This window comes from Peterkaempfera griseoplana, assembly GCF_001418575.1.
Classification (GTDB): domain Bacteria; phylum Actinomycetota; class Actinomycetes; order Streptomycetales; family Streptomycetaceae; genus Peterkaempfera; species Peterkaempfera griseoplana.
This window is the reverse complement of record NZ_LIQR01000372.1, coordinates 1-11,645: the sequence shown is the minus strand read 5'-3', so window position 1 is coordinate 11,645 and position 11,645 is coordinate 1. Positions and strand designations below refer to the sequence as shown.

At 72.5% G+C, this 11,645-nt stretch carries 12 protein-coding genes and 1 tRNA gene; 10 read left to right on the top strand and 3 right to left on the bottom strand.

All coding sequences use genetic code 11. The annotated features are described in order from the left end of the window. The coding region (locus AOK09_RS26265; protein WP_157876043.1) for a hypothetical protein at positions 1-1,295 on the top strand (1,295 nt) is incomplete at its 5' end. 57 nt (positions 1,296-1,352) lie between these two features. On the opposite strand, the gene AOK09_RS26260 is transcribed toward AOK09_RS26265, so the two are convergent. Beyond that, entirely contained in the window at positions 1,353-2,561 is a 1,209-nt protein-coding gene (locus AOK09_RS26260) for a serine/threonine-protein kinase (protein ID WP_055589729.1), read from the bottom strand. Positions 2,562-2,707: 146 nt separating this feature from the next. Here AOK09_RS26260 and AOK09_RS26255 point away from each other — a divergent pair. Continuing rightward, positions 2,708-2,780: transfer RNA gene (locus AOK09_RS26255), tRNA-Ala, on the top strand. Between the two features lie 118 nt (positions 2,781-2,898). Beyond that, positions 2,899-4,410 carry an SDR family oxidoreductase gene (locus AOK09_RS26250; protein ID WP_055589728.1) on the top strand — a complete coding sequence of 504 codons (1,512 nt, stop codon included), beginning with the start codon at positions 2,899-2,901 and terminating at the stop codon, positions 4,408-4,410. 117 nt (positions 4,411-4,527) lie between these two features. Here the strand turns inward: AOK09_RS26250 and AOK09_RS26245 are convergent, their stop codons facing one another. Then, positions 4,528-5,349 carry a DUF5324 family protein gene (locus AOK09_RS26245; RefSeq protein ID WP_055589727.1) on the bottom strand — a complete coding sequence of 274 codons (822 nt, stop codon included), beginning with the start codon at positions 5,347-5,349 and terminating at the stop codon, positions 4,528-4,530. Positions 5,350-5,568: 219 nt separating this feature from the next. Between AOK09_RS26245 and AOK09_RS26240 the strand changes: the two genes are divergently transcribed. Together AOK09_RS26240 and AOK09_RS26235 are read left to right on the top strand one after the other, a co-directional pair. Continuing rightward, entirely contained in the window at positions 5,569-6,093 is a 525-nt protein-coding gene (locus AOK09_RS26240) for a peptidylprolyl isomerase (protein WP_055589726.1), read from the top strand. A 127-nt stretch (positions 6,094-6,220) separates the two neighbouring features. Further along, positions 6,221-7,204 carry a rhomboid family intramembrane serine protease gene (locus tag AOK09_RS26235; RefSeq protein ID WP_079063444.1) on the top strand — a complete coding sequence of 328 codons (984 nt, stop codon included), beginning with the start codon at positions 6,221-6,223 and terminating at the stop codon, positions 7,202-7,204. Between the two features lie 231 nt (positions 7,205-7,435). Here the strand turns inward: AOK09_RS26235 and crgA are convergent, their stop codons facing one another. After that, positions 7,436-7,690: a cell division protein CrgA gene (crgA, locus tag AOK09_RS26230; protein ID WP_055589725.1), complete on the bottom strand. Its 255-nt coding sequence runs from the start codon at positions 7,688-7,690 to the stop codon at positions 7,436-7,438. Positions 7,691-7,837: 147 nt separating this feature from the next. On the opposite strand from crgA, the gene AOK09_RS26225 reads away from it, so the two are divergent. The 5 genes from AOK09_RS26225 to AOK09_RS26205 form a co-directional block, all read left to right on the top strand. Continuing rightward, positions 7,838-8,611, top strand: coding sequence for a DUF881 domain-containing protein (locus AOK09_RS26225; RefSeq protein ID WP_055589724.1), 774 nt, complete (start codon positions 7,838-7,840; stop codon positions 8,609-8,611). 69 nt (positions 8,612-8,680) lie between these two features. Continuing rightward, positions 8,681-8,983, top strand: a complete 303-nt coding sequence (locus tag AOK09_RS26220; protein ID WP_055589723.1) for a hypothetical protein — start codon at positions 8,681-8,683, stop codon at positions 8,981-8,983. Further along, the gene (locus AOK09_RS26215) at positions 8,980-9,627 is read left to right on the top strand and encodes an aminodeoxychorismate/anthranilate synthase component II (protein WP_055589722.1); all 648 of its coding nucleotides are present in this window, start codon (positions 8,980-8,982) and stop codon (positions 9,625-9,627) included. Before AOK09_RS26220 ends, AOK09_RS26215 begins: the two co-directional genes overlap by 4 nt. Positions 9,628-9,632: 5 nt before the next feature. Beyond that, positions 9,633-10,994 carry a class E sortase gene (locus AOK09_RS26210; protein WP_055589721.1) on the top strand — a complete coding sequence of 454 codons (1,362 nt, stop codon included), beginning with the start codon at positions 9,633-9,635 and terminating at the stop codon, positions 10,992-10,994. 73 nt (positions 10,995-11,067) lie between these two features. Then, positions 11,068-11,645 (top strand): class E sortase (locus tag AOK09_RS26205; protein WP_055589720.1); only part of this gene is annotated, 578 nt, incomplete at its 3' end.

Here is an 11,645-nt window from a genome sequence, read left to right as displayed (position 1 = left end):
GAGTCGGGGTGGGGCGGGGAGTCGACGCGGTGCGGCGGGCTGCGGTGCTGCTGCTGGCCGGAGTGGCGGTGGTGGCACCGGGGACGGCCTCGGCGGCCGGGAGTCCGCCCGACCGCTCCTACCAGCCGTCCGGTGACCGGCTGACCGGGGCGGTGAGCAGCAGTGACGCGCCCCGGATGACCGCTGGGCGGTCGTACACCGACGCTCTCGCCCCGGGCGACCGCAGGTACTACGCCATCGACCTGGACGGTGTCTCGGCGGCCTATGTGTCGGCGACCCTGGCGCCGCGCAGCGGCAGCAAGGCGTCCTACGGGGACGGTGCGGAGCTGAAGCTGGAGAGCACCGGCGGGGACCGGTGCGGCGGCGGGGGGACCCTGGAGATCGCGTCCGGTGACGACGGGGCGATGCCGGTGACCGGCACCGCCTACCGGGTGCCCCGGCAGGACCGCAGCGGTAGCTGCGACAAGCCCGGCCGCTATCTGGTCTCCCTGGAGCGCACCTCCAAGGCGGGTTCCGATCCGGCGCCCTGGCCGGTGGAGCTGCAGTTCCTGCTGGAGCCGGGGCTCAGCTCGGGCGCCGCCCCTGGACCGGCCAGGACTGCGGCCCCCGCGACCCCGGTGCCGCAGTCGGGTGAGCCGCGGCCGGTCGGCGGAGCCCATGGCTTCGCCGGGGCACCGGCTCTGGGCGCGGGTGTCTGGAAGGACTCCCTGCACCCCGGGGAGCAGCTGTACTACCGGGTGCCGCTGCGCTGGGGGCAGAGTCTCTCCTCGCGGATCGAGATCGCCAACGCCACCACCAAGGGCAGCGGTTCGTACGCGTCCACGCAGATCGAACAGACACTTCTCAACCCGGCTCGCACCCGGGGGGAGAGTCAGACCGCGTACTACTCGGGCGATCCGGCGGAGTCCTCGCTGCTGACCGTGCCGGTCGCCTACGCCAACCGCTGGGAGTCGGGCGACGACACCACGGCGATGGCTCTGGAGGGCTGGTACTACCTGGTGGTGAGCATGGCGCCCGGCGGTGCGAAGGTGGTCGGTGCCGACGGTTCCGTCGGCATCACCATCAGACTGCGGACGCAGGGCGCCGCGGTGGCCGGTCCCGGTTATGCGGGGGACGCGGTGAAGGCGGGCTTCGGTATCGGGGATCCGGCGCAGATCGGTACCGGACGGCCCCTCAAGGCGGCAGGCGGGACGGCGGGGCGGACCGTGCTGGCGATGGCGGCCCTGAGCGCGGGGACCCTCCTGCTGGCCTCCCTGCTGGGCTGGACGGCAGCGGCACGGCGCCGGGCGGTATGAGCTTCCGGCTGCCGGTGTTTCACGTGAAACAGCGGCAGCACCGGCGGCTCCCTGAACTCAGCCGGTAACCAGCGCCCAGATGCCGACCGCATAGCAGACGGCGGCGGCCAGCAGCACCGGAACCACCACCCGGACCCCGGGAGGACGGCTGAAGCGGCCCCGGCGGGTCGCCACCGGCACCACGGGGGCGTCCATGGCCGTGGGCGGCCCGAAGACACCCGCGGGCCGGGAGACGGGAGCGGCCATCGGCGGTCCGAACGCGCCCGGCCGGGCTGCGCTCGGAGTGGCCGTGGCCGGACCGGGCACGGCATGGCCGGTCGGCAGACCTCCCGGGGCGGGGGGAGCCGCGGCGAGGGCGACCGTGTCGGTGGCCTCCCTCTGCCGCGTGACGGGTCCGAGCGGCCCGTACCCGCTCGGCAGCGGGCCCATCCGGTCCGGTACCACCACCACGGGGTCGTCCTCCGCCCTGCCGGGCAGCAGCTCCACCGCCTCGGCGAGGGCCCTGCGTGCCCCGGTGGCGGTACGGAAGCGCGCCTCGGGGTCCGGGTTCAGCAGGGTGCCCACCACCTGCCAGAGCGGCTCGGGGAGGCCCTGGGGGGCCGGTGGGCGGCGGCCCTCGGCGGAGGCGGCCTGGAGGGCGTCGAGGTCCTGTCTGGAGCCGGTGAGGAGCTGGAGGGCCACCACGCCGGCCATGTAGAGGTCCTGCCGTGGCTCGGGGTCGGCGCCGCGCAGCTGCTCGGGGGCGAAGTAGCCGGGGGTGCCGACCACGAAGTGGGTCTCGGTCAGCCGGGCGTCACCGGTCCGCACCGAGATCCCGAAGTCGGAGAGCCGCAGATGCAGCGGTCCGCCGCCGGTCGCCTCCAGCAGCAGGTTCCCCGGTTTGATGTCGCGGTGGACCACACCCTCGGCGTGCACCGCGCTCAGGCCGGAGAGCAGCTGGTCGAGCAGCCGGCAGGCGGCGCGCGGCGGCAGGGGGCCGTGGTCGGCCAGCAGGTGCCCGAGCGACCCGCCCCGTACCAGGTCCATGGTGAAGAGCACCTGGTCGTCGTCGGCGGCCCAGGTGGTGGGTGCCAGCACATGCGGGTGGTCGATCCGCAGTGCCTGCTCCCGGACGAATCGGAGCAGCGAGCCGGCGTCGCGCTGCTGCAGCAGTTTGACGGCGACATAGCGTTCACGCCGCTGGTCCCAGGCACGCCAGACCTCCCCGGCGCCGCCGCGGCCGACGGGGTCCACCAGCTCGTACCGTCCGGCGAACAGCTGTCCCATGGAGACGACCCACCTTGCTCCCGACCCGATCGTGCCCTCGGGGCAGCACTCTGCCAGGTCGCTCCGAGCGGCGGACCGGATACCTGCTCAAGTTTCGGCCCGGGACCGGGTACCCTTGTGCGCGGCGGATCTTCCGGGACCGCCGAGGGGCCTTAGCTCAGTTGGTAGAGCGCCGTCTTTGCATGGCGGATGTCAGGGGTTCGACTCCCCTAGGCTCCACAGCACCTCCGAGCCCCGGCCTGCGCCACGCAGGCCGGGGCTCCGCCGTTCCCGGCCGCGCGGCACCGACGGCCGGGCCCGCCCGGCGTGAACGCCGGGCGCTGGGTAGCAGACCGGTATGGACGACCCACAGCGGCTGCACTGCCTGGTCACCGGCGCCACCGGGTACATCGGGGGCCGGCTGGTGCCGGAACTGCTCGCTGCCGGGCACCGGGTGCGATGCCTGGCCCGGACCCCCGCCAAACTCCGCGACCAGCCCTGGTCGCAGCAGGTGGAGACGGTGCAGGGGGACGTCACCGACCCGGGGTCGCTGCGCACCGCGCTGGCGGGCGTCGACGCCGCGTACTACCTGGTGCACGCCCTGGGCACCGGGGCCTCCTTCGAGGAGACCGACCGCCGAGCCGCACAGGCCTTCGCCGACGAGGCCCGGGCGGCGGGGGTGCGGCGGATCGTCTACCTGGGCGGGCTGGTCCCCGCCGCGGTGCCCGCGGAGCGGCTCTCCCCCCATCTGCGCTCCCGGGCGGAGGTCGGCCGGATCCTGCTGGCCTCCGGGGTGCCCACCGCGGTGCTGCGGGCGGCGGTGATCCTGGGGTCCGGCTCCGCCTCCTTCGAGATGCTGCGCTATCTCACCGAGCGGCTTCCGGTGATGGTCACCCCCAGCTGGGTGCACACCCGTATCCAGCCGGTGGCGGTCCGGGACGTGCTGAGGCTGCTGGTGGCGTCCGCGACGCTGCCGCCGGAGGTCAACCGCACCTTCGACATCGGCGGTCCCGACGTGCTCACCTATCTGGAGATGATGCAGCGCTACGCGGCCGTGGCGGGGCTGCCCCGGCGGCTGGTGCTGCCGGTCCCGGTGCTCACCCCGGGGCTGTCCAGTCACTGGGTGGGGCTGGTCACCCCGGTGCCGAACTCCATCGCACGGCCGCTGGTGGAGTCGCTGCGCCATGAGGTGGTCTGCACCGAGCACGACATCACCCGCTGGGTGCCCGATCCCCCCGGTGGCCCCATCGGCTTCGAGCAGGCGGTGGAGCTGGCGCTGCAGCGCATCCGGGAGGCCGATGTGGCCACCCGCTGGTCCTCCGCCTCCCTGCCCGGGGCACCGAGCGATCCGCTGCCCACCGACCCGGACTGGGCCGGCGGGAGTCTCTACCGGGACCAGCGGCAGCTGCGGGTCGACGCCGCCCCCGAAGCCCTGTGGAAGGTCATCGAGGGCATCGGCGGGGAGAACGGCTGGTACTCCTTCCCGCTCGCCTGGGCGGCTCGGGGCTGGCTGGACCGGCTGCTCGGCGGCGTGGGGCTGCGCCGCGGGCGGCGCGATCCGCAGCGGCTGCGGGTCGGCGACTCACTGGACTTCTGGCGGGTCGAGGAGGTGGAGCCCGGGCGGCTGCTGCGGCTGCGGGCGGAGATGCGGCTTCCGGGGCTGGCCTGGCTGGAACTCGCCGTGGAGCCGGACGAGGGAGGCGGCTGCCGCTACCGGCAGCGGGCCCTCTTCCATCCGCGCGGGCTGGCGGGCCACGCCTACTGGTGGGGGGTGTCGCCGTTCCATGCGCTGGTCTTCGGCGGCATGGCCCGCAACATCACCGGGGCGGCGGCCGCGGAGCAGCGGACCCGGTCGGGGGCACAGGCCTGAGGGCGGGCGAGGGCCGGTGACCCGCGCGGGTCACCGGCCCTCGCCCGCCCTCCGTGTCGTGCGGTGCGGGGGGCCGTGCGGCTCCGCCGGTCACCGCCCTTGCGCGGCGGGCGCCGGTCAGTGCCCGTTCTGACCGTCCTTGTCCTTGTCCTGCTTGGCCTGGACCTCGGGATCCACGGGGTGTGAGCCGTCCACGGTGTTCTGGGTGGCCGCGTCGGCCGCCACGATCCCCGTCGCGGACACCGCCCTCACCTGGTCGGAGGCGCGGGCACCGCTGCCGCCGCTGCGCTCCTCGTACGGCGGCTCCACCAGCCATTCGGGGTTGCTCTGCCGGCGCCACCACTGCCAGGCGGCCGCGGAGCCGCCCGCCAGCACCCCGACGACCAGCAGCCCGCGCAGCACCCGCCCGTACCGGCGGCGCCGCTCATGGCGGCGCCCCAGCCGCTCGATCTCGGCGGCCGTCACCGGGTTGCGCAGCGCGGCCAGCGCCGCGGCACCCCGGCTCTGCGCCTCCAGGGCCACCGGGACGACCGTCGTACGGGCCTCCTCCATCAGCTGGCCGACCGCGGGGCCGGCGGTCTTCCTGGCCTGCCGGCCGGCCGAGACGGCGGCGTCGCGGGCCGTCAGCGCGGTCTCCCGGGTCAGGTGGGCGGCGCGTACCGCGGCCTCCTCCACCTGCGGGGGGACGGTGGAGCGGGCCTGTTCGACCCGCGGTGCCAGATGCTGCACATAGGTGGTGCGTGCGGTGCAGCGGGCCTGGTTGGCGGCCTGCGCGGCCGCCGCCTCGATCCTGGGGGCCAGTGCCTCGATCCGTGGGGCCACCCGGCGGCGGGCGCCCTCCGCGTAGTGCGCAGCGGTGTCCATGGCGGTGGTCGCGTACGGTGCCAGGGTGTCCCGGGTCTTTCCGGCAGCTTCGCGCGCTGCGTCCAAGCGGGTCACGAGAGCCTCCTCCTCGGTGGTGTCCGGTATTCCGCCTCTCCCCCTCGTCGCAGATCATGCCTGTGGGTCCGATCACCGGCATGTGGGAATAGGCCGTATGCGGCCACTGCGGCGTGGCCTGCGGTGGCGTACGGGGACCGCGGGGAGCGCCTGTGGCACCCGGTCTCGCCGAACGTGCGAGGATTCGTTCTGTCAGTGACGTACGTAGGAAGGCACATCGTGGCCGAGGAACTGTTCGCCACCCTGAAGACCAACCGCGGCGACATCGTGATCAAGCTCTTCCCGAACCACGCCCCCAAGACGGTGGCGAACTTCGTCGAGCTGGCCGAAGGCAGCCGCAAGTGGACCGACCCGCGCACCGGGCAGGCCTCCACGGAGCCGCTGTACAACGGCACGGTGTTCCACCGGGTCATCTCGGGCTTCATGATCCAGGGCGGTGACCCGCTGGGCACCGGCACCGGCGGCCCGGGCTACAGCTTCGCCGACGAGTTCCACCCGGAGCTGTCGTTCGACCGTCCGTACCTGCTGGCCATGGCCAACGCCGGTCCGGGCACCAACGGGTCGCAGTTCTTCGTGACCGTGGCCCCCACCACCTGGCTGACCCGCAAGCACACCATCTTCGGCGAGGTCGCCGACGAGGCGAGCAAGCAGGTCGTGGACACCATCGCCACCGTTCCGACCCGTCCGGGCGACCGTCCGCTGGAGGACGTGGTCATCGAGTCGGTGGAGATCACCCGCCGCTGACCGCGGTGCACGGCACGCGGTCCCCGGTGGTGCGTCGGCGCCACCGGGGCCTGTGCCCTCACCTCGCAGGCCGGCCGAGGACAACCACGGACAGCGGGAACCCGGGACCAACGAGGAGGTAGCCGCGATGCTCCCCGACGAAGGATGGCGCTCCGGCACCGGGCCGCAGCGGCCGCACCAGCCGCCGCCGCATCCCGTCGTGCCGCCCCCGCCGGCTGTCCCTCCGCAGCCCGCGACCCCTCCGCAGCCCGCCGTTGCTCCGCAGACGCCGGGACTGCCCCGCTGCTACCGCCATCCGCAGCATGAGACCGGTGTCAGCTGCGCCCGCTGCGGCCGGGCGATCTGCCCGCTCTGCATGGTGAGCGCCTCGGTGGGCTTCCAGTGCCCGGACTGTGTGCAGCGCGGCCAGGAGGGCGTGCGGGAGGCCCGCACCCCGTTCGGCGGCCGGCTGGCGGAGGACCCGGCGCTGGCGACCAAGGTGCTGATAGGCGTCAATCTGGCGCTCTTCCTGCTGGTCCAGGTGGTGGGGACGTCGCTGCAGAACCAGCTGGTGCTGGTCGGCAAGGGCTACGACCAGGGGCACCTGGTGGGCGTCGCGACCGGCCCGGGCCAGTGGTACCGGTTGCTGACCTCGGTCTTCATGCACTGGTCGTGGTGGCACATCGGGCTGAACATGCTGTCGCTGTGGTGGATCGGTCCCCAGCTGGAGCAGGCCCTGGGGCGGCTGCGCTATGTGGCGCTCTATCTGGTCTCGGGGCTGGTGGGCAGCGCCCTGTCGTTCGCGGTCGCCGGGGCGGGGACGTACTCCGCGGGTGCCTCCGGGGCCATCTTCGGGCTGCTGGGCGCCACGGTGGTGCTGCACCGGGCGAACGGCTATCCGCTGGGCCCGATCATCGCCCTGATCGCCTTCAACCTGATCCTGACCTTCTCCATGTCCGGGATCGACTGGCGGGCCCACGTGGGCGGGCTGGTCGCGGGCGGTCTCACCGCCCTGGCGATGGTGCGGGCGCCCGCGGACCGGAGGGATCTGGTCCAGGGGGTGGCGGTGGCGGCGATGGTGCTGGTGACGCTGGGTCTGGTGCTGTTGGGGACCGCTCTGATCAATGGGTGATGTTCGTCATCCCCATCGTTATCCACAGAAGCCGATCTACCCGCGTCCACCTGCATGTTCATGGTCAATCGCCCGTACGGGGGGTGTATCGGCTGTCAAGTTATCCACAGACAGTCTGAACTTTTCCCCAGTGTGGATAACTGTGTGGACAAGCTGAATGTAGGACTGTGGAGATGCGGAACGGCGGCCGCGCACCGCGGCCGCCGTCGGCGGAACAGGTGACGGAACCCGTCACTTCCACTGGGTGGAAACGCCAAAACCCGCCGCGATGAAACCGAAGCCCACCAGGATGTTCCAATTGCCCCAGGGCTTCACCGGCCAGGCGGTGCTGGTCACGTAGTACACAACGATCCAGGCCAGTCCCACCAGGAACAACGCCAGCATCAGCGGGGCGACCCAGCGCCGCCCGGAATCCAGCTTGACCGCCGCTACGCCCGTGGGCGGCGGGGTGTAGTCGGACTTCTTGCGGAGACGAGACTTCGGCACGAGGAACTCTCCTGTCGATGCGCTGCATGACCGCGCAGGATGCTGACGGCGACCGGGGGATGCGGGACGCGGTCCGATGCGGCACTCACACGCCACCGGCGTCCGTTAGCGTAGTGGCTCGTCGGGTCGGAAGGAGATAAGGGTACGGTGTCAGTTTCCGGGAATGCCGGCCGCTCGCCCGCCGAACGCGGTCCGGCCGCCCGAATTGTCGGCCGTGTCCTGACCTGCGCTGTCTTCGCGCTCGCAGGGCTGCTCTTCTGCGTCAGCGCGCTCACCGCCCAGGGCACCAATCTCCGCACCGACGACTCCCTGCTGCGCCTCACCGACGTCATAAGGGAGAAGAGCGAGCAGAACCAGCAGACCCAACACCAGGTCTCCGCGCTCCAGCACCGGGTCGACGCCCTCGCCGAGCAGCAGGGCCAGAACCCCGCCGACATCAGGAGGCTGGCCGCCCTCTCCACGGCCGCCGGCCTCGAACCGCTGAAGGGCCCCGGCCTCACCGTCACCCTCAATGACGCGCCCCCCGGCGCCACCGCCCGCATCCCCGGCGTCCCGGAGCCGGGCCCCAACGACCTGGTCATCCACCAGCAGGACATCCAGGCCGTGGTCAACGCCCTCTGGCGGGGCGGCGCCAAGGGCGTCCAGGTGATGGACCAGCGGCTGATCGCCACCAGCGCGGTCCGCTGCGTCGGCAACACCCTCATCCTGCAGGGCCGCGTCTACTCCCCGCCCTACGTGGTGCGCGCCGTCGGCAGCCAGGCCGCCATGCAGGCGGCGGTCGACGCCGACCCCTACATCAGCAACTACCTCCAGTACGTCAACGCCTACGGCCTCGGCTGGAAGGTCGACCAGAGCGGCGCCATGACCCTGCCCGGCTACAACGGCAGCGTGGACCTCCGGTACGCCCAGGCGGTCCCTTAACCCCACTCCCGCCCACGAGGCCCCGCCCCGACCCGTAGGCTTGGCCCTCAGGGGACGGGAAGGAGCGGCATGTACAGCTGGATCTGGCGGCAACTGCCGGGCAATGTGCTGGCGAAGTCGGCCGTCTCACTGCTGCTGGTGCTCGGGATCGTCTACCTTCTCTTCCAGTACGTCTTCCCGTGGGCCGAACCGCTGCTCCCCTTCGGTGACGTCACCGTGAACGACGGAGGCTCCACAGCCGTACACCCCACCGACAGCCCCACCCCGGCGCCCCGCAGCAGCGAGACCTCACTCAACGGCGCGGCCGCTCCCTCCACCGTGGTGGGCACCGACTCCCACCGAGTCCTTCACCCCGGAGCAGCTCAGGCATGACCGCACGGATCCTCGTCGTCGACAACTACGACAGCTTCGTCTTCAACCTGGTGCAGTACCTCTACCAGCTCGGTGCCACCTGCGAGGTGGTCCGCAACGACGAGGTGACCGTCGAGCACGCCGTACCGCGCAGCGGCGACACCGGCTTCGACGGCGTGCTGCTCTCGCCCGGGCCCGGCACCCCCGAGGAGGCCGGGGTGTGCATCGACATGGTCCGCCACTGCGCCGCCGAGAACCTGCCGCTCTTCGGGGTCTGCCTGGGCCTGCAGTCCATCGCGGTCGCCTACGGGGGCGTGGTGGGACGCGCCCCCGAGCTGCTGCACGGCAAGACCTCCGAGGTGCTGCACCAGGGCGCCGGCGTCTTCACCGGACTCCCCTCGCCGTTCACCGCCACCCGCTACCACTCGCTGGCCGTCGAGCAGGACACCGTTCCCGACGTGCTGGAGGCCACCTCCTGGACGGAGAGCGGCGTGGTGATGGGCCTGCGGCACCGCGAGGCCCCGGTGGAGGGCGTGCAGTTCCACCCCGAGTCGGTGCTGACCGAACACGGCCACCGGATGCTCGCCAACTGGTTGGTCCAGTGCGGGGACGCGGACGCCGTCGCCCGCTCCGCCGGGCTGGCTCCGGTGATCGGCCGAGGCTGACCGAGGTGACCGCGGTCCGGCCGGAGAGCCGGGAGGCCCAGCAGGAGCCTGAGGAGACGCCCGCACCGGGCGGCCCGCGCGTCGACGCCACCATGCGTCTGCGCGCCGTCTCCGCATCTCCTGGTGCGTCCCAGGACGGCCCCGGAGCGCGGCCCGAGGACACCATGCAGCTGCGCACGGTGTCGATACCCGAGACCGGGCCCGGGGCGAAGCCCGCCGCCGGGCCGTCGGCGGGGCCTGACGACACCGTGCAGCTGCGCACGGTGTCGATACCCAGTGCCGGGCCCGGGGCCGGGCCGGGGTCACCGCTGTCGGCCGGACCGGGATCACCGCCGCCGGCGGGGCCCGAGGACACCATGCAGCTGCGCACGGTGTCGATACCCGAGACCAAGCCTGCGTCGGGACCTGCTCCCGGCAGGGCCCCGGAGACCGGGACCGAGGACGACGGACAGGCCGAGGCGGGCTCCGAGGACACCATGCAGCTGCGGCTGCCCGTCATGCCGCCCGCCGTACCGGCGGAGGTCCCCCTGGGCGGCCGCGCCGAGCGGCGGCGAGCGGACCGCGAGCAGGCGCGCGGCAGGGGGCGACGAGGTGCCGCAGCCGAGCAGCCCGCCGGAGCCGCACGCCACGGCCGCCGGGCGGCGCCGGGCAGGGCCCGCGGCCGGGAGCCGGTCAGCGTCAAGATCGTCCGGGCCGCGGGGGAGCTCTGCGTCACCCTGGGCGTCCTGCTGCTGCTCTTCGTCTCGTACCAGCTCTGGTGGACCAACGTGCGCGCCCACGCGGCCGCCAGCGGCACCGCCAACCGCCTGGAGCAGCAGTGGGACAAGGGGAACAGCGGAGGTTCCCGGGACCCCGACGACCCCCGCGATCCCGGCGCCTTCGCCCCCGGCCAGGGCTTCGCCATCATCTGGATCCCCAAGCTGGATGTGAAGGCCCCCATCGCCGAGGGCACCGACAAGCACTCCGTCCTCGACAAGGGCATGGTCGGGCACTACTCGGGCGCCCTGGAGACCGCGATGCCCTGGGACAAGACGGGCAACTTCGCGCTCGCCGCCCACCGCAACACCCACGGTGAGCCGTTCCGCTACATCAACAAGCTGGCGGTGGGCGACAAGGTCGTGGTGGAGACCGCCAAGGCCTACTACACCTACGCCATCACCAGCGCCCTGCCGCAGACCCCTCCGTCCAACGTCAGTGTGATCCAGCCCGTGCCGGTGGGCTCCGGATTCACTCGTCCGGGTAGGTACATCACCCTCACCACCTGCACACCTGAGTTCACGTCCACCTACCGGCTGATCCTCTGGGGCAAGATGGTCGAGGAGCGCCCGCGGAGCAAGGGAAAGCCCGACGCTCTGCTGGGTTCCTAGACGTGTGGAAGGGCAGGCATTGGCTGGACACCGTGGCCCGAGCCGGGGCAGGGCCGCTTCGGCCGCGTCGGTCATGGGCGAACTGCTCATCACCTTCGGCGTGCTGCTGGGCCTCTTCGTGGCCTACTCCCTCTGGTGGACCAACGTCATGGCCGACCGTCAGGCCAACGCCGCGTCACACCACCTGCGCGACCAGTGGACCCACCAGCCGAACGCCTCCGGTGACTCGGCCACACCCGGCGTCCACCACCCTGCCAAGCTCGCCACCGGTGACCCGGTCGGCTTTCTGCACATCCCGGCGATGGGCAAGGACTTCACGGTGCTGATCAAGATGGGCACCGGTACGGACATCCTCAACCAGGGCGTCGCGGGCGTCTACCAGGAGCCGTACGCCGCCGCGATGCCCTGGGCCAAGTCCGGCAACTTCGCGCTCGCCGCGCACCGCGACGGCCACGGCGCCAAGTTCCACAACCTCGACAAGGTGCACAAGGGCGACGCCGTGGTCGTGGAGACCGCGGACACCTGGTACATCTACCGCGTCGACAGCACGCTGCCGCAGACGTCGAAGTACAACACCGGGGTGGTCGCGCCGATCCCCGTGGGCTCCGGCCACACCCGGGCCGGCCGCTACATCACCCTCACCACCTGCAC